The 26,776-nt window shown below is 62.0% G+C and carries 20 protein-coding genes; 16 read left to right on the forward strand and 4 right to left on the reverse strand.

The features are described 5' to 3' along the window. Positions 1–88: 88 nt before the first annotated feature. Together ABTW55_RS15070 and ABTW55_RS15075 are read right to left on the reverse strand one after the other, a co-directional pair. Positions 89–1,633, reverse strand: a complete 1,545-nt coding sequence (locus ABTW55_RS15070; protein WP_195758017.1) for a phosphoethanolamine transferase — start codon at positions 1,631–1,633, stop codon at positions 89–91. A 143-nt stretch (positions 1,634–1,776) separates the two neighbouring features. Then, positions 1,777–2,625, reverse strand: a complete 849-nt coding sequence (locus ABTW55_RS15075; RefSeq protein WP_060423218.1) for a MurR/RpiR family transcriptional regulator — start codon at positions 2,623–2,625, stop codon at positions 1,777–1,779. Positions 2,626–2,792: 167 nt separating this feature from the next. On the opposite strand from ABTW55_RS15075, the gene murQ reads away from it, so the two are divergent. From murQ to yfhb, 3 genes are read left to right on the forward strand one after another with little or no spacing between them, the layout of a single operon-like run. After that, entirely contained in the window at positions 2,793–3,686 is an 894-nt protein-coding gene (gene murQ, locus ABTW55_RS15080; protein WP_033648937.1) for an N-acetylmuramic acid 6-phosphate etherase, read from the forward strand. 18 nt (positions 3,687–3,704) lie between these two features. Beyond that, complete coding sequence (locus ABTW55_RS15085; RefSeq protein ID WP_041036370.1) at positions 3,705–5,072, forward strand: PTS transporter subunit EIIC; 1,368 nt, start codon at positions 3,705–3,707, stop codon at positions 5,070–5,072. A 3-nt stretch (positions 5,073–5,075) separates the two neighbouring features. After that, entirely contained in the window at positions 5,076–5,732 is a 657-nt protein-coding gene (gene yfhb, locus ABTW55_RS15090; RefSeq protein WP_049272836.1) for a phosphatidylglycerophosphatase C, read from the forward strand. Positions 5,733–5,767: 35 nt separating this feature from the next. Here the strand turns inward: yfhb and ABTW55_RS15095 are convergent, their stop codons facing one another. Beyond that, complete coding sequence (locus ABTW55_RS15095) at positions 5,768–6,832, reverse strand: DUF2157 domain-containing protein (RefSeq protein WP_060423215.1); 1,065 nt, start codon at positions 6,830–6,832, stop codon at positions 5,768–5,770. Positions 6,833–6,949: 117 nt separating this feature from the next. On the opposite strand from ABTW55_RS15095, the gene tadA reads away from it, so the two are divergent. Further along, positions 6,950–7,456, forward strand: coding sequence for a tRNA adenosine(34) deaminase TadA (gene tadA / locus ABTW55_RS15100; RefSeq protein WP_033648933.1), 507 nt, complete (start codon positions 6,950–6,952; stop codon positions 7,454–7,456). Here the strand turns inward: tadA and mltF are convergent, their stop codons facing one another. Beyond that, positions 7,457–8,917, reverse strand: coding sequence for a membrane-bound lytic murein transglycosylase MltF (mltF, locus tag ABTW55_RS15105; RefSeq protein WP_060423211.1), 1,461 nt, complete (start codon positions 8,915–8,917; stop codon positions 7,457–7,459). Between the two features lie 274 nt (positions 8,918–9,191). Here mltF and purL point away from each other — a divergent pair, with 274 nt between their 5' ends. The 12 genes from purL to ABTW55_RS15165 all read left to right on the forward strand — a co-directional run bounded on the left by purL (position 9,192) and on the right by ABTW55_RS15165 (position 26,754). Continuing rightward, positions 9,192–13,085 carry a phosphoribosylformylglycinamidine synthase gene (purL, locus tag ABTW55_RS15110; protein WP_181423070.1) on the forward strand — a complete coding sequence of 1,298 codons (3,894 nt, stop codon included), beginning with the start codon at positions 9,192–9,194 and terminating at the stop codon, positions 13,083–13,085. A gap of 887 nt (positions 13,086–13,972) precedes the next feature. Further along, complete coding sequence (locus tag ABTW55_RS15115) at positions 13,973–15,409, forward strand: HAMP domain-containing sensor histidine kinase (protein ID WP_033635614.1); 1,437 nt, start codon at positions 13,973–13,975, stop codon at positions 15,407–15,409. Between the two features lie 3 nt (positions 15,410–15,412). After that, positions 15,413–16,285 (forward strand): two-component system QseEF-associated lipoprotein QseG, encoded by an 873-nt coding sequence (qseG, locus tag ABTW55_RS15120; RefSeq protein ID WP_060435637.1) that lies wholly within the window; start codon positions 15,413–15,415, stop codon positions 16,283–16,285. Then, on the forward strand, positions 16,282–17,622 hold the full coding sequence (gene glrR, locus ABTW55_RS15125) for a two-component system response regulator GlrR (RefSeq protein ID WP_033635613.1): 1,341 nt from the start codon (positions 16,282–16,284) through the stop codon (positions 17,620–17,622). The genes qseG and glrR overlap by 4 nt, the downstream gene beginning before the upstream one ends. Before the next feature lie 129 nt (positions 17,623–17,751). Further along, entirely contained in the window at positions 17,752–19,374 is a 1,623-nt protein-coding gene (locus ABTW55_RS15130; protein WP_025303930.1) for an NAD+ synthase, read from the forward strand. An 11-nt stretch (positions 19,375–19,385) separates the two neighbouring features. Then, positions 19,386–19,724: a nitrogen regulatory protein P-II gene (gene glnB, locus ABTW55_RS15135; RefSeq protein WP_004847623.1), complete on the forward strand. Its 339-nt coding sequence runs from the start codon at positions 19,386–19,388 to the stop codon at positions 19,722–19,724. 475 nt (positions 19,725–20,199) lie between these two features. Continuing rightward, positions 20,200–21,123 (forward strand): LysR substrate-binding domain-containing protein, encoded by a 924-nt coding sequence (locus ABTW55_RS15140; protein WP_004941365.1) that lies wholly within the window; start codon positions 20,200–20,202, stop codon positions 21,121–21,123. A 115-nt stretch (positions 21,124–21,238) separates the two neighbouring features. After that, the gene (locus ABTW55_RS15145) at positions 21,239–22,702 is read left to right on the forward strand and encodes a gamma-aminobutyraldehyde dehydrogenase (RefSeq protein WP_041036359.1); all 1,464 of its coding nucleotides are present in this window, start codon (positions 21,239–21,241) and stop codon (positions 22,700–22,702) included. A 73-nt stretch (positions 22,703–22,775) separates the two neighbouring features. Then, a complete protein-coding gene (gene ydcS, locus ABTW55_RS15150) occupies positions 22,776–23,930 on the forward strand; it encodes a putative ABC transporter substrate-binding protein YdcS (RefSeq protein WP_033648931.1) in 1,155 nt (384 codons plus the stop codon). Positions 23,931–23,983: 53 nt separating this feature from the next. After that, entirely contained in the window at positions 23,984–25,012 is a 1,029-nt protein-coding gene (locus tag ABTW55_RS15155; RefSeq protein ID WP_060423206.1) for an ABC transporter ATP-binding protein, read from the forward strand. 1 nt (position 25,013) lies between these two features. Continuing rightward, positions 25,014–25,958, forward strand: a complete 945-nt coding sequence (locus ABTW55_RS15160; protein ID WP_025303927.1) for an ABC transporter permease — start codon at positions 25,014–25,016, stop codon at positions 25,956–25,958. After that, positions 25,948–26,754: an ABC transporter permease gene (locus tag ABTW55_RS15165; protein ID WP_004941378.1), complete on the forward strand. Its 807-nt coding sequence runs from the start codon at positions 25,948–25,950 to the stop codon at positions 26,752–26,754. Before ABTW55_RS15160 ends, ABTW55_RS15165 begins: the two co-directional genes overlap by 11 nt. Positions 26,755–26,776: the final 22 nt, after the last annotated feature.

A 26,776-nucleotide genomic window follows, 5' to 3' on the forward strand; every position in this document is an offset into this window, starting at 1 on the left:
CAGTTATCTTTCCATCGGTGTGCTCGGGCTGGCGCGCAATCTATCATAGAATCACCGCGCGGCGGGCGTTTTTTCGTCATCTTACCGCTTAGGGTAACTCAGGTGGGTCGTCAGCCAACTGATCGAAATCAACCCTTCTCTGCCCGTCAAACACCCAGCGCTTATCGGTATCCGCCATACGCATCGTAGGCATCACCTCCGGATGGGTAACCCGTATTCCCGCCTCTTGAGCAAACAACCCGATAAAATCGAACGCGCTCAAGGGATCATCAATGATCTGGTGCTGTTGGTCGCGATCGCTCAGCACCAGCAATGGCACCTGGTAATTCTGCCGGGTATCGCCGCTGTGACGCAGAGAACGTATGCCGCCGATATCCTTATGGGAAAGACCGTGATCGGAGAAATAGAACAGTTTAAACGGCGCGCCGGTCTGTTTCAGACTGTGATAAACCTGCTCGATAAAACGATCAGTCTTGCGATAGGTAGAGAGGTAGCAGGCCAGCTCCTTATTCGGCGACTCGACGCTCGGCGGTTCGCCGTTAAGCCGCTCGCAAAAGTCGGCGTGCGAGCCCATCAGATGCAGCACATAAAGGTTGCCTTGCCCCTGGCGGCTCAATAATTGGTCAAATATCGGCAGCAGTGCATCATCATCGGTGTTGCGCGATTGATAGTCGCCTTTCTTCAGGAAGTAATGGTTATCGCTGAACATAGCGATTTTTGATACCGGCGTATCGAATTGCCCGAACATGCCCTGATTGGACAGCCAGTGGGTATTGAGGCCGGCGGCTTTTGCCAGGGTGATGATATTATCTCCGAGGGCAATGCTGTGGCCGTTGCTTAAAGCCAGCGTGCGGGGGAGCGATTCGAATGTATTCGGCGCGGTGGAAATATAATTACTGTAAAACCGTCCCTTGGCATTATCCAGAAACGGTGTAGTGGACACCGGATAACCAAATAAGGACATATGATCCCTGCGCATACTTTCGCCGACGATAATGACATAGTTCTCATTCGTTGGTGCGCCGGCGGTAAGCGACCAGCGGTTTGGTGCTGAAGCGTCGGTGTTTAATTCATCAATCTGCTGTTGGTATTGATGGTAAGCCGAATAAGTGGATAAAAAGAAGTCAGGCAATCTGAGATTGCTCAACCCACCGCTGAATGCTCTGGCGATAGTAATCGCCGTAAGCAGGGCCAATGCGATCAATATTGTTTTCTTTGACAGGGGGTGTCGCCAAATAAATCGACCGAGAATGACCGGCGTAACCAGAATGGCGATAGGCAACAGATAACAGCTGACTGGGAGGGTTTGCAAAAACTCCCTTGCCTCTATCGGGTTGGATTGCAGCAGGGCTGACACCACGATGGCTGATGGGGAACCGTATATGGCCCCGACCGGCGCATACAGCGCGCACAGCAGAATAAACGGAATAATCAGGCCGTAACGGGTAAGCGAATGGATAGATAATAATAACAAGATAAGTGCAATAAAAAGAATATCAATGCCTTTTCCACCGCTGTATCCCATCGCTTTGATCAATATCAAAGCAATAATGGCGTAAAATAAAAAAGTGCGCAGGGTCGGGTGAGTCACGGAGTGCCGCAACTTATCTAAAATAACAGTGTGTGTATTCATAATGGTATCGTTAAATAATGCTGTCCATGCATGCTCAATTATTGATTGATAATTGAGCGAGTCACCGCCCGCACATTATTTTTCGAATGCAGAGAAGGGAAATAATTGAGCTGGCGGCGTTTTATCGGCCGCCATTATACGCCTCAAACCAACTTTTTCATTAACTGTTCGCTGTGCTTGATGCGGTCGCGGGCATGATCGAGATCGTGCTGGATCAGCGCCATAAACAGCAGATCGGTGAGAGCGTACTGGGCCGTGCTGGAAGAGATGGCCGCGCTGCGGGTGTGGGGCTCTTCGGCGATGGTGTAGAGGCAGTGATCCGCGCGCTGCTGCAGGCCGTTGGGAGAAAAGCTGGTCAGCGCCAGCACCCTGGCGCCGGCCTGGCGCGCTTCTTCCGCCGCCAGATTGATTTCACGCCGTTCGCCGCTGAAGGAGATAGCCAGCAGCAGATCGCGTTTGTCCAGCGCCTGCACCGCCGCCAGCTGAACGTGCATGTCCGCTTCGGCCACCGCCATCACGCCGATTTTCAGCAGCTTGAAGGAAAAATCCTTGGCCACCAGCCCGGAAGCGCCGATGCCGATCAGCATTACCCGGCGCGCCTGGCGCAGCATGTCCAGCGCCTGATGCAGCCGCTCTTCGCTGTTGATGTCCAGCGTCGCGCGCAGCGCCGCCTGCTTTTCCGCCAATAGCTTTTCACCGACGGTTTTCAGCGTGTCGCTGCTGAGGATGTGGTTGTGAACGGTCACGACCGGTTCGGCCTGTGGCTGGGCCAGCGTCTCGCTCAGCGCCAGCTTCAACGCCGGGAAACCTTTATAGCCCAGCTTTTGGGCGAACTTCACCACGCTCGACTGGCTGATGCCGGCCAGCTCGGCCAGCTTTTGCGAGCTGAGATGGCGCGCCTGCTCGGCGTTGTTCAGCAAAAAGTCCGCCAGCTTGCGGTCGTTTTGCGCCAGTGTCGGATACATCTGGCGTATGCGCAGAAGGGTACTCATTGATCTTTCCCTGGAAACCAGCGGCCATTTTGCCATGCAGGCGGCGAAAACGCGCGGTGAAAATTTTTGTGAGCTCGTCGTTAAAATAGCAAATAGCGCTCGCTTTGTTGAATAAAATATTCAAATATTGATTTAAATTTGTGAATTAAAAATTCAAAGGTGAACAGATGAACTTAGGCGCACTGGTATCGGAAACCCGCAACCCGGCCACCATGGGGCTGGATGAGATGTCGACGCTGGAGATGGTCCGCTGCTTTAACCAGGAAGACCGCAAGGTGCCGGAGGCGATCGAAAAGGTGCTGCCGGCGATCGCGCAGGCGGTCGATTTGGCGGCGGCGGCGTTGAAGGCCGGCGGCCGGCTGATTTATTTGGGCGCCGGTACCAGCGGCCGATTGGGGGTGTTGGATGCCTCCGAGTGCCCGCCGACCTTCGGCGTGCCGCACGGCGTGGTGGTGGGCTTGATCGCCGGCGGGCCGGGCGCACTGCTCAAGGCGGTGGAGGGGGCGGAAGACGACGAAGCCCTGGGCGAAGCCGATCTCCGGGCGCTGAATCTGACCGCCGTCGATATGGTGGTGGGGTTGGCGGCCTCAGGGCGCACGCCTTATGTGATCGGCGCACTGCGCTATGCGCGCGGGCTGGGCTGCCCGACGGCGGCCATCTCCTGCAACCCGGATTCGCCGATCGCGCACGAAGCGCAGGTGGCGATTTCACCGGTGGTGGGGCCGGAGGCGCTGACCGGTTCGACGCGCCTGAAATCCGGCACCGCGCAGAAGCTGGTGCTCAACATGCTGTCGACCGGCGCGATGGTCAAGCTGGGCAAGGTCTATCAGAACCTGATGGTGGACGTGAAGGCCACCAACGTCAAACTGGTGGATCGCGCCTGCCGCATCGTGGTGGAGGCCACCGGCGCCGAACGCGCTCAGGCCGAGGCGGCGCTGGCGCAGACCGGCTTCGAGGTCAAGCCGGCGATACTGATGATTCTGGCCGGCGTCAGCGCCGAAGAGGCGCAGCAGCGGCTGCAGCGGCACGACGGCTACCTGCGCGCGGCGCTGGCGCGTTAACTCACGGTGGGGGCGGCGATGGACAAGACAACGGCATTGGCGACACAGATCCTGGCGGGCGTGGGGGGCGAGGGCAATATCCTCAAACTGGAGAACTGCATGACGCGGGTGCGCGTCGAGGTCAGCGACGAACAGCGTCTGGATCTGGCCGCTCTCAAGCAGCTGTCCGGCGTGAAGGGCTATATCAAACAGGGTGAGCAGCATCAGTTTATCGTTGGCCCGGGCGCCGCCGCCAAGGTGGTGGACGCCATGCGCGCATTGCTGAGCGGCAGCGCGCAGCCCGTCGTCGCCGTCGGTGACGCGGCCCGCATCAAGGCGCAGGCCAAGCAAAAATACGCTGCGCCGATGAGCGGCGCGCTGAAAAAACTGGCCGATGTCTTTATTCCGCTGATCCCGGCGTTTATCGCCTCGGGCCTGATCACCGGCATCATCAACCTGCTGAAACGGCCTGACATCGCCGGCCAGCTGGCGGTGGACTACCCGAACGTGCTGGGGCTGTTGGCGATCTTCGGCAGCGCGGTGTTCGCCATCATGAACATTTTGGTCGGGGTCAACGCCGCGCGGGTATTCGGCGGCTCTCAGGCAATGGGCGGCGTGATGGCCGGCATTCTCTCCAGCCCGGCGCTGGCGCAGATTACCTTGTTCGGCGAGGCGCTGCAGCCGGGGCGCGGCGGGGTGATCGCCGTGCTGCTGGTGGTGGCGTTGATGTGCTGGGTGGAGAAACGCCTGCGCACGCTGCTGCCGGAATCGGTCGAACTGATCCTTAACCCACTGCTGACCACGCTGGTCACCGCCTCGCTGGCGATCCTGATTCTGCAGCCGATCGGCGGCATTATCTCCGACGCCATCGCCCACGGCGCCAATCTGGCGATCGACAAGGGCGGGCTGCTGGTGGGAGCGCTGCTCTCGGGGCTGTTCCTGCCGCTGGTGCTCTCCGGTCTGCATCAGGGGCTGGTACCGATCCACGTCGAGCTGGTGCAGGCGCACGGTTCCAACCCGCTGCTGCCGATCCTGGCGATGGCCGGCGTCGGGCAGGTGGGGGCAGCGCTGGCGGTGCTGTTGAAAACCCGCAATGCGCGGCTGAAAAAGGTGATCAAAGGGGCGTTGCCGGTCGGCATTCTCGGCATCGGCGAGCCGCTGATCTTCGGGGTGACGCTGCCGCTGGGCCGGCCGTTTATCGGCGCCTGCCTCGGCGGTGCGGTCGGCGGCGCGCTGATCAGCTACTGGAAGGTGGCGACGGTGATCACCTTCGGCATTTCGGGGCTGCCTTTGGCGTTGACCATCGTCTCAGGTAAGGTGATGTTGTATCTGGCGGGGATGCTGATTACGATTATCGCCGGTTTTCTCTTCACCTGGATGATGGGGTTCAACGATCCCGAGGAGTAGCGTTTGAGCGACAAGCAGCAACAACCGGCCGCAGAGGGGCGCCGCGTGGTCTTTTTCGATCTGGACGGCACCCTGCATCAGGAAGATATGTTCGGCAGTTTCTTGCGTTTTCTGCTGCGCCGCTTACCGCTGAACCTGTTGCTGGTGATACCGCTGCTGCTGCCGATCGGTCTGGCGCTGCTGCTGCTGGGGCGCGCCGCGCGTTGGCCGATGAGCCTGCTGCTGTGGGCAATCACCTTCGGGCGTTCCGAAACGACGCTAAAGGCGCTGGAGCGGCAGTTTATCGAGGCCTTTCGCCAGAAGGTGACCGCATTTCCGGTGGTGCAAATGCGGCTGCGGCAGTACCTGGAGGAGCACGATGCCGAAGTGTGGCTGATTACCGGCTCGCCGGAGCGGCTGGTGGAGCAGGTGTATCGCGATTCGGCGTTTCTGCCGCGGGTACGGTTGATCGGCAGCCGCATCACGCGCCGCTGCGGCGGCTGGGTCTTGACCCTGCGCTGCCTGGGGGCGCAGAAAGTGGTGCAGCTGGAGCAGCGGCTCGGCGCGCCGCTAAAGCTGTACAGCGGTTACAGCGACAGCAAGCAGGATAATCCGCTGCTGTTCTTTTGCGAGCACCGCTGGCGGGTAAGCAAGCAGGGCGAGCTGCAGCAGCTGGAATAAACCAAGGGCGGAGGATTCCGCCCTTTCTGCTTTTATCAGTACCGCGATCGGTCGTCGGTCACGTCGTGCGGCTTGCGCCCCAGCTGCCAAATCTTCTCCGCATAATGCCCCAGTGCCCACAAGCTCAGGCCGAGCAGCGCGAAGAAAACCGCCTTCGGCATGCTGTCCCAGAAAAACTCGAACAGGCGGGTATACAGGTTAATGCCGAGGAAGGTCAGCCCGAAGCCGCGCAGCATGGCGTCGTCATGCTTCAACCCCAGCCAGATGGTGGCGAGGGCGGCCAGCCCGAACAGCAGGCTCCAGTGGAACAGCTCGATCTGGCGCGCGCGGTACCAGCTGTCGAGGTCGCCGTAGTTGCCGAAGATAGACAGCAGCCACAGAGCGATAAACAGGTACAGCAGGCCCATCGCCAGCGACACCCGCTGCAGACCGCGCTGCGCCAACAGCGGCCGCAACAGCAGCGCGGCGGCGATCAGCACCGCACCAAAGGCGATAAAGCGAATCGGGTAGCTCATGCCGAGCCAGTAGGCGCCCCAGCCGGACAGGTAGCCGGTCTCGGCGCCGAAGGCGTTGCCGAGCGACAGCAGGGCGAACCACCACACCAGCCCGGAGCGGCTGAACCAGCCGATCGCGCCGTACAGCAGCGCGGCGAACAACAGCAGCACGGAAACCCGGCCGCTGCCGTTATCCAGCCAGACCCCCAGCTGCCATAAGGCGCAGGCGGTAAGCAACACGGCGACAAACAGCGCGGCCTCATTGCCGTAGCGTTTTTCCGGGTGGCGCCGGCGGCGACGCAGCGCCCAGACGTAGGCCAGCGCCGCCAGTACGCCGGCGATTGCCATGCGCACCGGCGCGTCGAAGCGGAACAGCCCGCTGAGCCATGCAAGCAGTTCGCTGTCGGCGAACAGGCTGGTGACGGCGATCAGCAGCGAGGCCAGCGCGGCGAGAAACGCATAGCGCGCCAGCCGCCGCCAGTCGAAAGGCTGCACGGCCACATGCTGCAGCAGTTGCTGCCGTTGTTCGGGCGTCAAGGCGCCTTCTCCCACCCAACCGTCCAGCGCCTTGCGCACCACGACCGCGTTCTTTTTACTGAGTTTCATGCTTCTTGTCCCTGAATCACCCGCTGATTCGGCCAGTATAGCCATTGGCGGGCGGCTACGACAAAGGGAGGCTAGTGTGTATAATGCCCGCCGCAAAAGCGCACGAGGAATTATGCGATGACTGAATATAACGATGAGTACTGGATGCGTCAGGCATTGCAGCTGGCCCTGCGCGCGCAGGAAGAGGGCGAGGTGCCGGTGGGTGCGCTGCTGGTGCTGGACAATCAGGTCATCGGCGAGGGCTGGAACCGCCCGATCGGCCGACACGATCCTACCGCACACGCCGAGATCATGGCGCTGCGCCAGGGCGGCGCGGTGCTGCAAAACTACCGTTTGCTGAACGCCACGCTATACGTCACGCTGGAGCCGTGCGTGATGTGCGCCGGTGCGATGGTGCACAGCCGTATCCGCCGGCTGGTGTATGGCGCCGCCGACGAGAAAACCGGCGCGGCCGGTTCGCTGGTGGACATTCTGCGCCATCCGGGCATGAACCATCAGGTGGAGATCGTCTCGGGCGTGTTGGCGGAGGAGTGCGCCGCCACCCTGAGCAATTTCTTCCGTCTACGCCGTGAACAGAAAAAAGCGCTCAGGCTGGCGCAGCGGGCGGCGGATAAGCCGGAATAATCAGTAGTTGAGCGCCAGTTCCGGCATCACCGTCGGGTAGCCTTTCCCCAACGCCTCCTGCTCGGCGGCCGCTTGCGCCGCCTTTCTCTCTTTTTCCTGCAGATAGCCCACCAGGCTGACCTGGTAGCGGCGAATGTTTTCCACATAGTTGTAGGCTTCACGCCCGCGCGCATAGCCGTAGGTCAGCTGCGGGTAGTAGCGCTTCTGGCTGAGCATCGGCAGGCGCTGTTTGACGTCGACCCAGCTGTCCGGGTTGCCTTTTTGCGCCTTGGTCAGCTTGCGCGCGTCCAGCATGTGGCCCCAGCCCATGTTGTAAGCCGCCAGCGAGAACCAGATGCGCTCGTCTTCCGGCACGCTGTCCGGCACCTTGGCCATTAGCCGCTGCAGGTAAAGGGCGCCGCCCTGAATGCTCTCTTCCGGATCGAGGCGGTCGTTGACCCCGAGGCCGTCAGCGGTGGCGCGGGTCAGCATCATCAGGCCGCGCACGCCGGTGGGTGAGGTGGCCTGCGGATTCCAGTGCGATTCCTGATAGGCGATGGCCGCCAGCAGCTTCCAGTCGATCTCGTTGGCGTGCTTCTCGAACAGCGGGCGGAAGTTGGGCAGCACCGAGTCGATGGCCGACAGGAAGGTTTTGGTGTCCACATAGTCGAAGCTGCCGACGTGGCCGAGGTATTTCTCTTCGAGCCGCGCCAGGGTGCCGTCGTCCACCATCTGGCTGTAGAAGTCCAGCATCGCCGCGTACAGGCTGTCGTCGCCGTCGCGTTTCAGATACCAGGTGACCGGCTCTTCGTCGGTGACGTCGAACGCCACCGCCAGCTGTGGATGGATGCGCTGCAGCAGCGCGATGGTCACCGAATCGCCGAGGGTGTAGTCCAGCTTGCCGTCGGCCACCCGCTCCAGCAGCTCTTTGGAGGTGAGATCGCTGGAGGACTCCCAGGCGAGATCGGGGTATTTATCCTGTTTGAGCTGCTTTAGCGTGCTGACGTGCGCGGAACCGGAAGCGACCGCCAGCTTGCCTTTAATGTCGGCGAAACTTTTCGGCCGCGGGGTGCCCAGCCGATACACCAGCTGTTGGGAAACGGAGTAGTAGGCCGGGCCGGTGCGCGCGCGGCTGAGGCGTTCCTGGTTGTAGATCAGGCCGGCCGCCAGCAGGTCGGCATCGTCGTCGTCCAGATCGTCGAACAGGTCATTGATGTTCTGATGGGGGATCACCACCAGCTTCACCCCGAGGTAGTTGGCGAAGCGCTTGGCCAGTTCGTAGTCGAGCCCACCCGGCCCTTGCTTGGTGTTGAAATAGGTCAGCGGTGAATTCAGCGTGCTGATACGCAACTCGCCGCGGGAAATGATCTCCTGGAGTTGCCCGCCCGGGCCGCTGCGCCAGGTGATATTGGGCCACAGCGCGAGAGCCAGAAGCAGGGTGACAACGCCGATGAGGATGTAGTTTATTTTAAGACGTTTCAAATAGTTATCCAGTGGTGGCACAGGTACGCCGGCGACGATAACCGCGACTTTTCTCATGGTTAAATCACCAGTGCGGGGGCATTTTGCGCAACAAAACGCCAGTGTGCAACTTTATTGACACGTTATGACAATTCGACGGTGCGGCACGCTTTTATCAATTATCCCTACGCAAACGGTTTCGTCGGCGGCGAGGATTCTCTATAATGACGCGCGTTTTCCCCTGTTGCGCCCAATGAAGCGTCTTATCCGTCGCTTCGAAGACGAGAGAACTTTGATTATGGAAATTCTGCGTGGTTCGCCCGCTTTATCGGCTTTTCGCATTACCAAACTGCTGTCCCGCTGCCAGGACGCTCACCTGCCCGTCAGTGATATCTACGCCGAGTACGTCCACTTTGCCGATGTTAGCGCACCGCTCAGTGCCGAAGAACACGCCAAGCTTCAGCGGCTGCTCAAGTACGGTCCTTCTCTCGCCGAACACGCCCCCGAAGGCCGGTTGCTGCTGGTTACGCCGCGTCCGGGCACCATTTCTCCCTGGTCTTCCAAAGCCACCGACATCGCCCACAACTGCGGTCTGCAGCAGGTCGTGCGCCTGGAGCGCGGCCTGGCGTTCTACGTCAAGGCGCCCGAGCTGACGGAAACCCAGTGGCGGCAGCTCGCCGCGCTGCTGCACGATCGCATGATGGAAACCGTCTTCAGCGAACTGCAACAGGCCGAACAGCTGTTCGTGCACCATCAGCCGGCGCCGTATCAGTCGGTCGACGTGCTGGGCGCAGGGCGCGCCGCGCTGGAGCAGGCCAACGTCCGGCTCGGCCTGGCGCTGGCGCAGGACGAGATCGACTACCTGCTGAATGCCTTTACCGGTTTGGGGCGCAACCCGACGGATATCGAACTTTATATGTTCGCGCAGGCCAACTCCGAGCACTGCCGCCACAAGATTTTCAACGCCGACTGGATCATCGACGGCGAACAGCAGCCTAAATCGCTGTTCAAAATGATCAAGAACACCTATGAGCAGACGCCGGACTATGTGCTGTCGGCGTATAAAGACAACGCCGCCGTGATGGAAGGTTCGCAGGTCGGCCGCTTCTTCGCCGCGCCGGAGACCGGCACCTACGATTACCATCAGGAAGACGCGCACATCCTGATGAAGGTGGAAACCCACAACCACCCGACGGCGATCTCGCCGTGGCCGGGCGCCGCGACCGGCTCCGGCGGCGAGATCCGCGACGAGGGGGCTACCGGCCGCGGCGCCAAGCCGAAGGCCGGCCTGGTGGGCTTCTCTGTGTCCAACCTGCGTATTCCCGGCTTTGAACAGCCGTGGGAACAGGATTTCGGCAAGCCGGAACGCATCGTCACCGCGCTGGATATCATGACCGAAGGCCCGCTGGGCGGCGCGGCGTTCAACAACGAATTCGGTCGTCCGGCGCTGCTGGGCTACTTCCGTACCTATGAAGAGCGCGTCAACAGCCACAACGGCGTTGAGCTGCGCGGCTACCACAAACCGATCATGCTGGCGGGCGGCATCGGCAACATCCGTGCCGATCACGTGCAGAAAGGGGAAATCACCGTCGGCGCCAAGCTGGTGGTGTTGGGCGGCCCGGCGATGAATATCGGCCTGGGCGGCGGCGCGGCCTCGTCGATGGCGTCCGGCCAGTCCGACGCCGATCTGGACTTCGCTTCGGTGCAGCGCGACAACCCGGAAATGGAGCGCCGCTGTCAGGAAGTGATCGACCGCTGCTGGCAGCTGGGCGACCAGAACCCGATCCTGTTTATCCATGACGTCGGCGCCGGCGGCCTGTCCAACGCCATGCCGGAGCTGGTGAGCGATGGCGGCCGCGGCGGCCGCTTCGAGCTGCGCGATATCCTCAACGACGAGCCGGGCATGAGCCCGCTGGAAGTGTGGTGCAACGAATCGCAGGAACGTTACGTGATGGCGATCGCCCCGGCGCAGATGGCGCAGTTCGACGAGATCTGCCGCCGCGAGCGCGCGCCTTATGCGGTGATCGGCGAAGCGACCGAAGAACAGCACCTGACGCTCAACGACCGCCACTTCGACAACCAGCCGATCGACATGCCGCTGGACGTACTGCTCGGCAAGACGCCGAAAATGACCCGCGACGTCACCCGCCTGCAGGCGAGCGGCGAGGCGGTGCAGCGCGAGAACATCACGCTGGCCGACGCGGTGAAACGCGTGCTGCATCTGCCGGCCGTGGCGGAGAAAACCTTCCTGATCACCATCGGCGACCGCACCGTTACCGGCATGGTGGCGCGCGACCAAATGGTCGGCCCGTGGCAGATCCCGGTGGCCGACTGCGCGGTCACCACCGCCAGCCTGGACAGCTATTACGGTGAAGCGATGTCGCTCGGTGAACGCGCGCCGGTGGCGCTGCTGGACTTCGCCGCCTCCGGCCGCCTGGCGGTCGGGGAAGCGCTGACCAACCTGGCCGCCACAGAGATCGGTAGCCTGAAGCGCGTGAAGCTGTCCGCCAACTGGATGGCCGCCGCCGGCCACCCGGGCGAAGACGCCGGCCTGTACGAAGCGGTAAAAGCGGTGGGCGAAGAACTGTGCCCGGCGCTGGGCATCACTATCCCGGTGGGTAAAGACTCCATGTCGATGAAGACCCGCTGGCAGGAAGGCAACGAACAGCGTGAAATGACCTCGCCGCTGTCGCTGGTCATCACCGCCTTCGCCCGCGTGGAGGACGTGCGCCACACCGTGACGCCGCAGCTGCGCACCGATAAGGGCGACAGCGCGCTGCTGTTGATCGATCTGGGCAACGGCCATAACGCGCTGGGTGCCACCGCGCTGGCGCAGGTTTACCGCCAACTGGGTGACAAACCAGCCGACGTGCGCAACGTTGCGCAGCTGGCGGGCTTCTTCAACGCCATGCAGCAGCTGGTGGCCGATCAAGCGCTGTTGGCTTACCACGACCGCGCCGACGGCGGCCTGCTGGTGACGCTGGCGGAGATGGCCTTCGCCGGTCACTGCGGCGTGGACGTCAACCTTGACGGCCTCGGCGATGATGCGCTGGCGGTGCTGTTCAACGAAGAGCTGGGCGCGGTGATCCAGGTGAGCGCCGAACGTCTCGATGACGTGAAGCAGGCGTTCGCTCAGCACGGTCTGACCGACAATGTGCATCACATCGGCAGCGTGCAGGCCGGCGATCGTTTCGTCATCACCCAACACGGCAAGGCGCTGTACAGCGAAAGCCGCAATACACTGCGCACCTGGTGGGCGGAAACCACCTGGCAGATGCAGCGCCTGCGCGACAACCCGGCGTGCGCCGATCAGGAACATCAGGCCAAGCAGGATGAACAAGATCCCGGCCTGAACGTGAAGCTGACCTTCGCACCGCAGGAAGACATCGCCGCGCCGTATATCGCCAAGGGCGCTCGCCCGAAAGTGGCGGTGCTGCGTGAGCAGGGGGTGAACTCCCACGTTGAAATGGCGGCGGCGTTCCACCGCGCCGGCTTTGATGCGGTGGACGTGCACATGAGCGATCTGCTGGCGGGGCGCCGCGATCTGCAGGACTTCCACACGCTGGTGGCCTGCGGTGGCTTCTCTTACGGCGACGTACTGGGCGCCGGCGAAGGCTGGGCGAAGTCTATCCTGTTCAACGAGCGGGTGCGCGACGAGTTCGAAGCGTTCTTCCACCGTCCGCAGACGCTGGCGCTGGGCGTGTGCAATGGCTGTCAGATGATGTCCAACCTGCGCGAGCTGATCCCGGGCGCCGAACACTGGCCGCGCTTTGTGCGCAACCTGTCGGATCGCTTCGAGGCGCGTTTCAGCCTGGTGGAAGTGGCGGCCAGCCCGTCGCTGTTCCTGCAGGGCATGACCGGTTCGCGCATGCCGATCGCCGTTTCCCACGGCGAGGGGCATGTTGAAGTGCGCGATGCGGCGCATCTGGCCGCGCTGGAAAGCCACGGCCTGGTGGCGCTGCGTTTCGTCAACAACGCCGGTCAGGTGACGGAAACTTACCCGGCCAACCCGAACGGTTCGCCGAACGGCATTACCGCCGTGACCAGCGCCAACGGGCGCGCCACGGTGATGATGCCGCACCCGGAACGCGTGTTCCGCACCGTCAGCAACTCCTGGCACCCGGAAGAATGGGGCGAGGACAGCCCGTGGATGCGCATGTTCCGCAACGCCCGTAAGCAGCTGGGCTAAAAACGGCCACCGCCGTACAGAGGGTGCAAGCAATTGCGCCCTTTTTTATGGCCGGCGTTCGCCGTCTGGCGGCAGTGTCTGCATTTTGCGACAGGCGCTATTTTCCCTGTCGCTAAATGGAGACATTTAACTATTTGATTTTATTAATGGTAAATGGGTTTGGCTTTAGTTGTCTGCATTTGGCGACAGCGCGGCGTTTTTTTCATCGCTCATCGGGGCGTGATGCACAAAGAAATTTGCTGATATAATCTTATTTTTTAATAAAATCATATTGTTATTATTTTTATTGCAAAGTTGGCACGTAACGTGCATTATTCTCGGCGGCTGCTCATTCACCTTTTTATGACGGCGCCGTAATTAGACGGCAAATCGCCTCATAAGCCTCCGAATGATGCCAAAGAAATGGTGCCTATCGTCCAACCAAACCGATAACAGACCGTGCAAGCGGCTTTATCAAGCATCGGGCGACACGTGGAGTGAGGCACCGCCTGTATCCAACTGTGATGAAGGGTTCATCAATCCTGGATACTTACGGATGCTATTCGTCCTGTTCGATGCCAGCCGCTGCGCTACATCACCCTGGGGACGAGGTTTAAGGGCATCCACACTTTCCTTGCGTTGGGGCAAGTTTCTTGCCCCGATGTCAATTCTCAACGCTGCGCTTATCCCTGTTGCGTTGCCTATGCCCTCGAACGCAGACGCTATCCCCACACTCTCGTTTTCGCACCGGTTGATGTTGCCGGGGCCGCATGCCGTCGGCAGGCCAGGCCTATGGGCGCGGTTCACCGATCCCGCGGCTTTTTCCTTGCGCGTTCAGGATTCTCCCTTGCCGGGCTTTTCTCTTTCCGGCGAGTCAGTTAGCATCGTGACAGAGCTGAGAGAATGAGATGATTTCGTTGAAAAGATGGCGTTTATTCCCCCGTTCGCTGCGGCAATTGGTGCTGCTGGCCTTCCTGTTGGTGCTGCTGCCGCTGCTGGTGCTGGCCTATCAGGCCTACCAGAGCCTGGATCACCTCAGCGCGCAGGCGGCGGACATCAACCGCACCACGCTGGTGGACGCGCGGCGCAGCGAGGCGATGACCAGCGTGGCGCTGGAGATGGAGCGCAGCTATCGTCAGTACTGCGTGCTGGTCGATCCCACGCTGCAAAAGCTGTATCAGAACCAGCGCAAGCAGTATTCGCAGATGCTGGACGCCCATGCGCCGATTCTGCCGGACGAGCGCTATTATCAAACGTTGCGCCAGCTGCTGACCCAGCTGGCGGCGATCAAATGCCATAACAGCGGGCCGGATCAAGAGGCTTCCGCCTTGCTCGAGTCGTTCTCGCGCTCCAACGCCGAAATGGTGCAGGCCACGCGCGCGGTGGTGTTCTCGCGTGGCCAGCAGCTGCAGCAGGCCATCGCCGAGCGCGGCCAGTTCTTCGGCTGGCAGGCGCTGCTGCTGTTCCTGGTCAGCGTGCTGCTGGTGGTGCTGTTCACCCGCATGATCATCGGGCCGGTCAAAGCCGTGGAGCGGATGATCAACCGTCTGGGGGAAGGGCGCGCGCTGGGCAGCACCGCGTCGTTCAAAGGGCCGCGCGAGTTGCGTTCCCTGGCGCAGCGCATTATCTGGCTGAGCGAGCGGCTGGCGTGGCTGGAATCGCAGCGCCACGAGTTCTTGCGCCATATCTCGCACGAGCTGAAAACGCCGCTGGCCAGCATGCGCGAAGGCACCGAGCTGCTGGCCGACGAGGTGGCGGGGCCGCTGACTTCCGATCAGAAAGAGGTGGTGACGATCCTCGACAACAGCAGCCGCCATCTGCAGCAGCTGATTGAACAGCTGCTGGATTACAACCGCAAACTGGCCGATGGCCCGGCGGCACATGAGAACGTCGAACTGCGCGAAATGGTCGATTTGGTGGTCGCCGCGCACAGTTTGCCGGCGCGGGCGAAGATGATTTCCACCGAAATTGCGCTGGAGGCGGAAATCTGCTGGGCAGAGCCTACGCTATTAATGCGCGTGCTGGATAATCTCTATTCCAATGCGGTGCACTACGGCAAGGAATCCGGTAACATTTGGATCCGCAGCCGTCAGGTTGGACAACGGGTGCAAATCGACGTCGCCAATACCGGCACGCCGATCCCCGAGGCTGAAAGAGCCATGATTTTCGAGCCTTTTTTCCAGGGTAGTCACCAGCGAAAAGGGGCGGTAAAAGGAAGCGGACTGGGGTTGAGCATCGCTCAGGACTGTATCCGTCGCATGCGCGGTGAGCTGCAACTGGCGACGGTCGCCGGTGCAGACGTCTGCTTCCGCATTGAATTGCCGTTAACCGCCGAGAATGAATAAATAATGTACACATGGTCTAAGCGCCTTCGTCTTTCACAGACCGAAGGTTCACCGCGTGCCACGCACAGGACGCCGCTCGGCAAACGCCCGATCGGCTGGTTGGGCGCCGTCTTCTTAATGCCGCTGTTGCTGGCGGGCTGCGTCGATCGCGCTGTCAGCGGCGGCCTGAACGCTCAGCAGCAAGAGGCGATCCCGGATACCAAGGTGATCGATTACCGCACCGCGGCTTGCGATACCCTGTGGCAGTTGGACGACAAGGACGCGCTGGATAACGCGCTCTACTGGCTGCGCGCGATGGACTGCGCCGATCGCATCGGGTCGACCCAGGCGCGCGCGCTGGCGAAAACGGTGTCTGGCGACAGCTGGTCCGGCGTTTTCAAACAGAGCATCCTGCTGGGCAGCGCGCAGCCGACTTCCGGCGAGCGCCGCCAGATGATCGACAGGATCAACAGCTACCGAATGGAGTTCCCAGGCTCGTTGCGGCCGCTGACGCAGCTGTGGCGCCAGCAGCAGATGCTGCAGATCACGCTGTTCGATGAAAAAGCGCGCTATCAGCATCTGCAGGAGAGCAGCGACAGCCAGATCGATTCGCTGCGCCAGAACCAGGCGCGTTTGCAATCGCAGCTGCAGGACACCTCGCGCAAGCTGGAAAACCTGACCGACATCGAGCGCCAGCTCTCTTCGCGCAAGCAGCTGCAAGGGGAAATCCCGGAAAACAACACAGGCTCGCAAAAGGGCGAAGCCGCCGGTAAAAACGGCGCGGCCGCCAAAGGGGCGGAGCCGCAGGACGAACCGGAAAAGGGCACCGCGCTGCCGGTTGAACCGGAAGACACCTATACGCCGCCCCCTGCCAATAAGGAGTCTCACGCGCAATGACCGCACGCAAACCGGCCAACCTGCTCTTGGTTGACGACGATCCCAGCCTGCTGAAGCTGCTGGGCATGCGTCTGACCAGCGAAGGTTTTCACGTCACCACCGCCGAAAGCGGCCAGGAAGCGCTGCGCCTGCTGGCGCGCGAACAGATCGATCTGGTGATCAGCGATCTGCGTATGGACGAGATGGACGGCATGGCGCTGTTCGCCGAGATCCAAAAGCATCAGCCGGGCATGCCGGTGATCATCCTCACCGCGCACGGTTCGATTCCCGATGCGGTGGCTGCCACCCAGCAGGGGGTGTTCAGCTTCCTCACCAAACCGGTGGATCGCGATGCGCTGTACAAGGCGATCGACGAAGCGCTCGCGCTGTCGGCCACCCCGGCCGGCGACGATGCCTGGCGCGAAGATATCGTCACCCGCAGCCCGCTGATGCTGCGCCTGCTGGAGCAGGTGAAAATGGTGGCGCAGTCCGACGTCAGCGTCTTGATCAACGGCCAGAGCGGCACCGGCAAAGAGGTGGTGGCGCAGGCGATCCACGCCGCCAGCCCGCGCGCCGGCAAGGCGTTCATCGCCATCAACTGCGGCGCGCTGCCGGAGCAGCTGCTGGAGTCCGAACTGTTCGGCCACGCCAAGGGCGCCTTTACCGGCGCGGTCAGCAGCCGCGAAGGGCTGTTCCAGGCGGCGGCGGGCGGCACGCTGTTCCTCGACGAGATCGGCGATATGCCGCTGTCGCTGCAGGTGAAGTTGCTGCGCGTGCTGCAAGAGCGCAAGGTGCGGCCGCTGGGCAGCAACCGCGATCTGGACATTGACGTGCGTATCATCTCCGCCACCCACCGCGATCTGCAAAAGGCGATGGCGAAGAACGAGTTCCGAGAAGATCTCTACTATCGCCTCAACGTGGTGAACCTGAAGATCCCGGCGCTGAACGAACGCGCCGAAGATATCCCGCTGTTGGCCAACCACCTGTTGCGCGAAGCGGCTCAGCGGCACAAGCCGTTCGTGCGCAGCTTCTCGACCGACGCCATGAAGCGGCTGATGACCGCCAGCTGGCCGGGCAACGTGCGTCAGCTGGTCAACGTCATCGAGCAGTGCGTGGCGCTGACCTCGGCGCCGGTGATCGGCGAAGCGCTGGTGGAGCAGGCGCTGGAAGGGGAAAACACCGCGCTGCCGACCTTCGCCGAAGCGCGCAACCAGTTCGAATTGCATTACCTGCGCAAGCTGCTGCAGATCACCAAGGGCAACGTGACCCAGGCCGCGCGCATGGCGGGCCGCAACCGCACCGAGTTTTACAAATTGCTGTCGCGCCACGAGCTGGACGCCAACGATTTTAAAGAATGACAGTTTGCCGCCGGTGCCTGCCACGCAGGTTCTCAACAAATCCGGCGGAATGATTTACACTCCGTTCTCTTTGCCGCGGCGCGCCCGGCGTAGAGCACCATGGAACGTATTAAGCGGGATCGTACACAAATGAGCAGATCACTTTCCATCGCCCTGGCCCAGCTGAACCTGCTGGTCGGCGACATTGAAGGCAACACCGAACGCATGTTGCAAATCGTGCAGGAGCAGCAGAAGGCGGGAGCCGATCTGGTCATGTTCAGCGAACTGGCGCTGTCCGGCTACCCGCCGGAAGATCTGCTGTATCGCAATGATTTCTATCAGCGCTGCGACGCGCAGCTGCTGCGTTTGCAGCAGGCCTCCGCCGAGACGGCGATCCTGGTCGGCCACCCGTGGCGCGAAGGCGACAAGCTGTATAACGCGCTGTCGCTGTTTGCCGAAGGCCGCCTGCTGACCCGCTACTTTAAACAGCAGCTGCCGAACTACGGCGTGTTCGATGAGAAGCGCTATTTCCACGCCGGCAACGACACCTGCGTGGTGGAACTGAAAGGCTACCGTCTGGGGCTGCTGATTTGCGAAGATCTGTGGTTCCCTGAGCCGATTGACGCCGCCAAGGCGGCCGGCGCGGAAATTATCCTGTCGATCAACGCCTCACCGTATAACCGCGAAAAGCCGTATATCCGCAAAACGCTGATGGCCGGCCACTGCCAGCGCACCCAGCTGCCGCTGGTGTACCTCAATCAGGTCGGCGGCCAGGATGAGCTGATCTTCGACGGCTGCTCCAAGGTCTTCGACGCCGCCGGCACCATGACTCACCGTCTGGCGGCCTTCGACGAGCAGGTGACCCGCCTGGAATTCAACGAGCTGGCCGTGGTGCCGATGGCCGATCCGGCCGCCGAGCTGCCGCAGCTGGCGCAGGTGTACCAGGCGCTGGTGTTGGCGGTGCGCGACTACGTGACCAAAAACGGCTTTAAAGGCGCGGTGCTGGGGCTGTCCGGCGGTATCGACTCGGCGCTGACGCTGGCGATCGCCGTGGATGCGCTGGGCAAAGACAAGGTGCAGGCGCTGATGATGCCGTTCCGCTATACCGCGGACATCAGCATCGCCGACGCCAAGGAAGAGGCGGAAATCCTCGGCGTGGAGTTCGATATCGTCTCCATCGAACCGATGTTCGACGCCTTTATGGGCCAGCTGTCGCCGATGTTCGCCGGCACCGAGCGCGACACCACCGAAGAAAACCTGCAGGCGCGTTGCCGCGGGGTGGTGCTGATGGCGCTGTCCAACAAACGCCGCAGCATCGTGCTGACCACCGGCAACAAGAGCGAAATGGCGGTGGGATACGCCACGCTGTACGGCGATATGGCCGGCGGTTTCGACGTGTTGAAAGACGTGCCGAAAACGCTGGTGTTCAAGCTGTCCGAATACCGCAACACCGTCTCCTACGTGATCCCGCAGCGGGTGATCGATCGTCCGCCGTCCGCCGAGCTGGCGCCGGATCAGGTCGATCAGGACAGCCTGCCGCCATACGATATCCTGGACGCGATCCTGGAAGGCTACGTTGAGCGCGACAAATCGGTTGCCGATCTGGTGGCCGAAGGGTTCGACGAAGCGATCGTGCGCAAGGTGATCCGCCTGGTGGACATCAACGAATACAAGCGGCGTCAGGCCGCCGTCGGGCCGCGTATCACCGCCCGTAACTTCGGCAAAGACCGCCGCTACCCCATCACATCCGGTTTTGGCCGCAAAAATTGGTAAAAGGAAAGAAGATGAAAAAGATCGACGCGATTATCAAGCCGTTCAAACTGGATGACGTCCGCGAAGCGCTGGCCGAAGTGGGCATCACCGGCATGACGGTCACCGAAGTGAAAGGCTTCGGCCGCCAGAAGGGCCATACCGAGCTGTACCGCGGCGCCGAGTACATGGTCGACTTTCTGCCCAAGGTGAAGATCGAGATCGTGGTTGCCGACGACATCGTCGACACCTGCGTGGAAACCATCATGCAGACCGCGCAGACCGGCAAGATCGGCGACGGCAAAATCTTCGTCTTCGACGTGGCGCGCGTGGTGCGCATTCGTACCGGCGAGCAGGACGAAGAAGCGATTTAATGTGATCGTCTACCGAGCACCGCCAGCTTGAGCCTGGGCAGTGCTCGGTCTCCTCACGTACTGCGTGTACGCTCCGGGCCCTGCGCGCTGGCCGTGCCCAATCTGGCCGGCGCTCGCTACGCCCCACACCTCAGTGAACATCTCCCGACTTCTCCACAATTCTGGTTATTTTCACCATTAGCATTCTAAAAAAGCGAACGCTATCGCGTTTTTGATACTTTGCCCGATCGCTTTTTTTGCGGGATCTACAATCAATCTAACAATCTTGGTTGAGGTGATCCCCAATGAATTTCAAGTTGCGGCTAGGCGGCAAGGGCGTGCATCCCCAGGAGCTTACTCAAGTAAGTGACTGGGGGGACAAATCTGCCGGGAGCAGATTTGAACGCTGCTTGCAGCGGCCCGTTAGGGCGTGGCCCACGGATGGGCCACGTAATAGAACGCAGACAACAACGCAGCGGCTTGAAAGGCGATGGGGATGATGACGTTACGCCAAATCCGCCACTTCATCGCGGTGGCGGAAACCGGGTCGATCTCCGCCGGCGCCCAGGCGGTGTTTGTCTCCCAGTCTTCGCTGACGCTGGCGATCCAGCAGTTGGAAACCGAGATCGGCGTGCGGCTGTTCGATCGCCACGCCAAGGGCATGACGCTGACCCATCAGGGGCATCAGTTTCTGCGCCAGTCGTATCTGATCCTGGCGACGGTGGACAACGCCAAGCGCAGCCTGCAGATCGGCACCGAAAGCCTGACCGGCAAGCTGACCGTCGGCGTCACCAGCCTGGTGGCCGGCTACTTCCTGGTGGAGCTGCTCACGCGCTTTAAATCGGCCTATCCTAACGTCACCGTGCAGGTGGTTGAAGACGAGCGCCCGTATATCGAGCATCTGTTGGTCAGCGGCGAGATCGACATCGGCGTGCTGATCCTGTCGAACATCGAAGACCGCGACGCGCTGCAGACCGAGGTGCTGATGCACTCGCCGTATCGCCTGTGGTTGCCGCCGCTGCACCCGCTGCTGGAGCACGAGAGCATCAGCCTGGCGGACGTGGCCAAACAGCCGCTGATCCAGCTCAACGCCGATGAAATGGACGTGCACGCGCGGCGCATCTGGGCGCGCGCCGGGCTGAAACCGGAGATCGCCATGAAGACCGCCTCGACCGAGGCGGTGCGCAGCCTGGTGGCGGCGGGGATGGGGGTCTCCATCCAGCCGGACATGGCGTACCGCGCCTGGTCGCTGGAAGGCAACATGATCGAGGCGCGCAAGCTGGACGATCTGCTGGAGCCGCTGGACATCGGGTTGGCGTGGCGGCGTGGCAGCGCGCGGCCGGAGCTGGTGACGCCGTTCCTTACCATCGCGCGCGAGAACGGCAGCAAACACGCCGCCGGGCTTAAGCATTCGATTTAATCGAACGCGGCGTTCAGTATTTAGAATTTGTTGCCCGCCAGAGGCTCGCTTAGGCTGATTAAAACTAACTTATTCACATTTAGTTAACGTTTTTATCACTTAGGGGCGTCAGGCGATGGCAGATGTGCAGGTTCTCTCAGGTTTGTCCTGTCAGCAGTTCATTAACGGTCAGATGGTCGACGGCGAAGGCCAGCAGGAGTGCATCGTCAATCCGGCCAACGGCGAGACGCTGATCGTCCTGACCGAAGCCTCTTCGGCGCAGGTCGGCAGCGCGGTGAAAGCCGCGCAGCAGGCGTTTGGTCACTGGTCGCGCACCACGCCGGCCCAGCGCGCCGCCCTGTTGCTGCGCATCGCCGACGCCATCGAGCGGCAGGCGCCGCAGCTGGCGCAGCTGGAAGCCCTCAACTGCGGCAAACCGCTGCATCAGGCGCTCAATGACGATCTGCCGGCGGCGGTCGACGTGTTCCGTTTCTTCGCCGGCGCGGTGCGCACGCAGCAAGGGCAGTTGGCCGGCGAGTATGTGCCGGGCCACACCTCGATGATCCGCCGCGATCCGATCGGCGTGGTGGCCTCGATTGCCCCCTGGAACTATCCGCTGATGATGGCGGCGTGGAAGATCGCGCCGGCGCTGGCGGCGGGCAATACCGTGGTGTTCAAACCCTCTGAACATACGCCGCTGACCATTCTGGCGCTGGTGCCGGCGCTGCAGGAGATCCTGCCGCCGGGCGTGCTGAATATCGTCTACGGCGGCGGCGAAGGGGTCGGCAGCCAGCTGGTGGGGCACCCGCAGGTGCGGCTGGTATCGGTCACCGGTGATATCGTCACCGGGCAAAAAATTCTTCAGGCGGCGGCCAAAAGCGTCAAGCGCACCCACCTGGAACTGGGGGGCAAGGCGCCGGTGATCGTCTGCGACGACGCCGATCTCGACGAAGTGGTCAACGGCATTCGCACCTACGGCTATTACAACGCCGGCCAGGACTGCACTGCCGCCTGCCGCATCTACGCGCAGGCGGGCATCTATCCCAAGCTGGTGGACGCGCTGGGCGAGGCGGTCGCCAGCCTGCGCTTCGCCCGCAAGCGCGATCAGGATAATGAGATCGGCCCGTTAATCAGTGCCCGCCAGCGCGATCGCGTCGCCAGCTTCGTCGAGCGAGCGCTCAGCCAACCGCATATCGAATTGATCACCGGCGCCGCGGCCCACTCCGGGCCGGGGTTCTATTACCAACCGACCCTGCTGGCGGGCTGCCTGCAAAGCGACGAAATCGTGCAGCGCGAGGTGTTTGGCCCGGTGGTCAGCGTCACGCGCTTCGAACACCTGGAGCAGGCGGTGGCGTGGGCCAACGACTCGGAATACGGGCTGGCTTCGTCGGTGTGGACGCAAAATATCGATCGGGCGCTGCACATCGCCGCCCATCTGCAGTACGGCAGCACCTGGATCAACACCCATTTCACCTTGGCGAGCGAGATGCCGCACGGCGGCCTGAAACGCTCCGGCTACGGCAAGGATCTGTCCAGCGATTCGCTGCAGGATTACAGCGTTGTCAGGCACGTAATGGCGAAGTTCAAAGCCGGCTTCTAACGGTTATATCAAGAAAAATCAGGCGGCAGCCGTTCCCTGCCGCACACCGATAAGCAACACAGGGGTAATTACGATGGGAAAAACTACCGCAGTCACCACCACCGTCTCCGCGCTCTGTCTCACCGTGCTGTGCGGCCTGGCCCAGGCGGCCGATCTGCCGCAGACGCTGGGCAAAGGCGAAGGCCGGCTGGATATCATCGCCTGGCCCGGCTACATCGAACGCGGCCAGTCCGACAAAAACTACGACTGGGTCACCCAGTTTGAGAAGCAAACCGGCTGTGCGGTGAACGTGAAGACCGCCGCCACCTCTGATGAAATGGTCAGCCTGATGGCCAAGGGCGGCTACGATCTGGTGACCGCCTCCGGCGACGCCTCGCTGCGCCTGATCTTCGGCAAGCGGGTGCAGCCGATCAACACCGCGCTGATCCCGAACTGGAAGAACATCGATCCGCGCCTGCTGAACGGCGCCTGGTACACCGTGGACGGCAAAACCTACGGCACGCCGTACCAGTGGGGGCCGAACCTGCTGATGTACAACACCAAAACCTTCCCGACGCCTCCGGACAGCTGGGCGGTGATCTTCCAGCAGCAGAACCTGCCGGACGGCAAGAGCAACCAGGGCCGGGTGCAGGCTTACGACGGCCCGATCTACATCGCCGACGCGGCGCTGTTCCTGAAGGCCACCCAGCCGCAGCTCGGCATCAGCGATCCATACCAGCTCAACGAAGAGCAGTATCAGGCGGCGCTGAAGCTGCTGCGCAGCCAGCACGCGCTGATCCACCGCTACTGGCACGACACCTCGGTGCAGATGAGCGACTTTAAAAACGAAGGCGTGGTGGCCTCCAGCGCCTGGCCGTATCAGGCCAACGCCCTGAAGGGCGAGGGGCAGCCGATCGCCACCGTGTTCCCGAAAGAGGGCGTGACCGGCTGGGCGGACACCACCATGCTGCATGCCGACGCCAAGCACCCGAGCTGCGCCTACCAGTGGATGAACTGGTCGCTGGAGCCGAAGGTGCAGGGCGACGTGGCGGCCTGGTTCGGGTCGGTGCCGGCTTCGCCGGCGGGCTGCAAGGCCAGCGCACTGCTGGGTGAGAAGGGCTGCGAAACCAACGGCTTCAACCAGTTCGACAAAATCGCCTTCTGGAAAACGCCGCAGGCGCAGGGCGGCAAGTTCGTGCCGTACAGCCGCTGGACCCAGGATTACATCGCCATCATGGGCGGCCGCTAAGCCGCGGGGCGCAGCCCGCTGCGCCCGAACTACATCAGTATGGAGCACAGAAAATGACCATTGCCGTGCAATTCATCGATGTTTCGCGGACTTTCGGCGATGTTCGCGCCGTGGATCGGGTATCCATCGACATTCAGGACGGGGAATTCTTCTCCATGCTCGGGCCGTCCGGCTCGGGTAAAACCACCTGCCTACGCCTGATCGCCGGCTTTGAACAGCTCTCTTCCGGCTCGATTCGCATCCACGGCCAGGAAGCCGCCAACCTGCCGCCGTACCAGCGCGACGTGAATACGGTGTTTCAGGATTACGCGCTGTTCCCGCACATGTCGGTGCTGGAAAACGTCGCCTACGGCCTGATGGTGAAGGGCGTCGCCAAACGCGAGCGGCTGGCGCGGGCGCAAGAGGCGCTGGAGAGCGTGGCGCTCGGTTTCGTTGCCGAACGCAAACCGGCGCACCTGTCGGGCGGCCAGCGGCAGCGCGTGGCGTTGGCGCGCGCGCTGGTCAATCGGCCGCGGGTGCTACTGCTGGACGAACCGCTCGGCGCGCTGGATCTCAAGCTGCGCGAGCAGATGCAGGGCGAGCTGAAGAAGCTGCAGCGCCAGCTGGGCATCACCTTTATCTTTGTCACCCACGATCAAAGCGAAGCGCTGTCGATGTCCGATCGGGTGGCGGTGTTCAATAACGGCCGCATCGAACAGGTGGATACGCCGCGCGAGCTTTACATGCGGCCTAAGACGCCGTTCGTCGCCGAATTTGTCGGCACCTCCAACGTGGTGCGCAGCGAGCTGGCGCAGCGCCTGCTCGGCGAAAGCCGAACCTTCTCGATCCGGCCGGAACATATCCGCCTGCTGGAGCACGGCGGCGCGGCGCAGGACGAGATCCAGGTGCAGGGCACGCTGCAGGAAATCCATTACCAGGGCGCGGCCACGCGGTATGAAATCGCGCTGCATGGCGGCGAAAAGCTGCTGGTCAGCCAGGCCAATCCGCAGTGGCTCGCCGAAGGGCAACAGCGGCAGATCGGCCAGCCGATCGTCGCCTGCTGGCCGCGCGCGGCGATGGTGCCGCTGCTGGAGGAGAGGTGAGATGGACATGAGCATCGATTCCCCCTCGGCGCGCGGCGGCACCGTGCGCGCGCTGTCGACCTGGCTCTATCGCCGGCCGACGCTGTATCTGCTTTTGCTGCTGGTGCCGCCGCTGCTGTGGTTCGGCGCGGTGTACCTCGGTTCGCTGCTGACGCTGCTGTGGCAAGGGTTTTACACCTTTGACGATTTCACCATGGCGGTGACGCCGGATCTGACCTTCGCCAACCTGGCGGCGCTGTTCAACCCGGCCAACTACGACATCATCCTGCGCACGCTGACCATGGCGGTGCTGGTGTCGCTGGCCAGCGCGGTGCTGGCGTTCCCGATCGCCTATTACATGGCGCGCTACACCAGCGGCCGCGTCAAGGCGTTCTTTTACATCGCGGTGATGATGCCGATGTGGGCCAGCTATATCGTTAAAGCCTACGCCTGGACCCTGCTGCTGGCGAAAGACGGCGTGGCGCAGTGGTTCCTGCAGCACCTGGGGCTGGAGCCGCTGTTGGCTTCGCTGCTGACGGTGCCCGGCGTCGGCGGCAACACGCTGTCGACCTCGGGGCTGGGGCGTTTTCTGGTGTTCGTCTATATCTGGCTGCCGTTCATGATCCTGCCGATCCAGGCGGCGCTGGAGCGCCTGCCGCCTTCGCTACTGCACGCCTCGGCGGATCTGGGCGCCCGACCGGCGCAGACCTTCCGCCACGTCATTTTGCCGCTGGCGGTGCCGGGCATCGCCGCCGGGTCGATCTTCACCTTTTCGCTGACGCTGGGCGACTTTATCGTGCCGCAGCTGGTGGGGCCGCCGGGCTATTTCATCGGCAGCATGGTGTACGCCCAGCAGGGTGCGATCGGCAATATGCCGATGGCCGCGGCCTTTACGCTGGTGCCGATCGTCCTGATCGCCATTTACCTTTCCATCGTCAAACGTCTGGGGGCTTTCGATGCACTCTGAACGCGCGCCCTTAGGGCTGAAGCTGGCCGCCTGGGGCGGACTTGTCTTCCTGCATTTCCCGTTGGCGATCATCGCCATCTACGCCTTCAACACCGAGGATGCCGCTTTCAGCTTCCCGCCGAAGGGGTTCACGCTGCACTGGTTCAACGTTGCCGCCGGGCGGCAGGATATCCTCGATGCGGTGCTGCTGTCGGCGCAGATCGCCTGCCTGGCGACCGCCATCGCGCTGGTGCTCGGCACCCTGGCGGCGGCGGCGCTGTATCGGCGCGATTTCTTCGGCAAGGACAGCATTTCGCTGCTGTTGCTGCTGCCGATCGCGCTGCCGGGGATCGTCACCGGTCTGGCGCTGCTGGCGGCGTTCAAGGCGCTGAACATCGAGCCGGGCATCCTGACTATCGTCGTCGGCCATGCGACGTTCTGCGTGGTGATCGTGTTCAACAACGTCATCGCCCGGTTCCGCCGCACCTCGTACAGCCTGATCGAAGCGTCGATGGATCTCGGCGCCGACGGCTGGCAAACCTTCCGTTACGTGATCTTGCCGAACCTCGGCTCGGCGCTGCTGGCCGGGGGCATGCTGGCGTTCGCGCTGTCTTTCGATGAAATCATCGTGACCACCTTTACCGCCGGCCACGAGCGCACGCTGCCGCTGTGGCTGCTGAACCAGCTCGGTCGCCCGCGCGATGTGCCGATCACCAACGTGGTGGCGCTGTCGGTAATGCTGTTGACCATGCTGCCGATCCTCGGCGCTTACTACCTGACCAAAGGTGGGGAAAGCGTCGCCGGCAGCGGCAAATAATTTCCTTACCCGACCTCTGATA

Origin of the sequence: Serratia sp. SM04 (assembly GCF_040280225.1) — a bacterium.
Lineage (GTDB): Bacteria > Pseudomonadota > Gammaproteobacteria > Enterobacterales > Enterobacteriaceae > Serratia > Serratia sarumanii.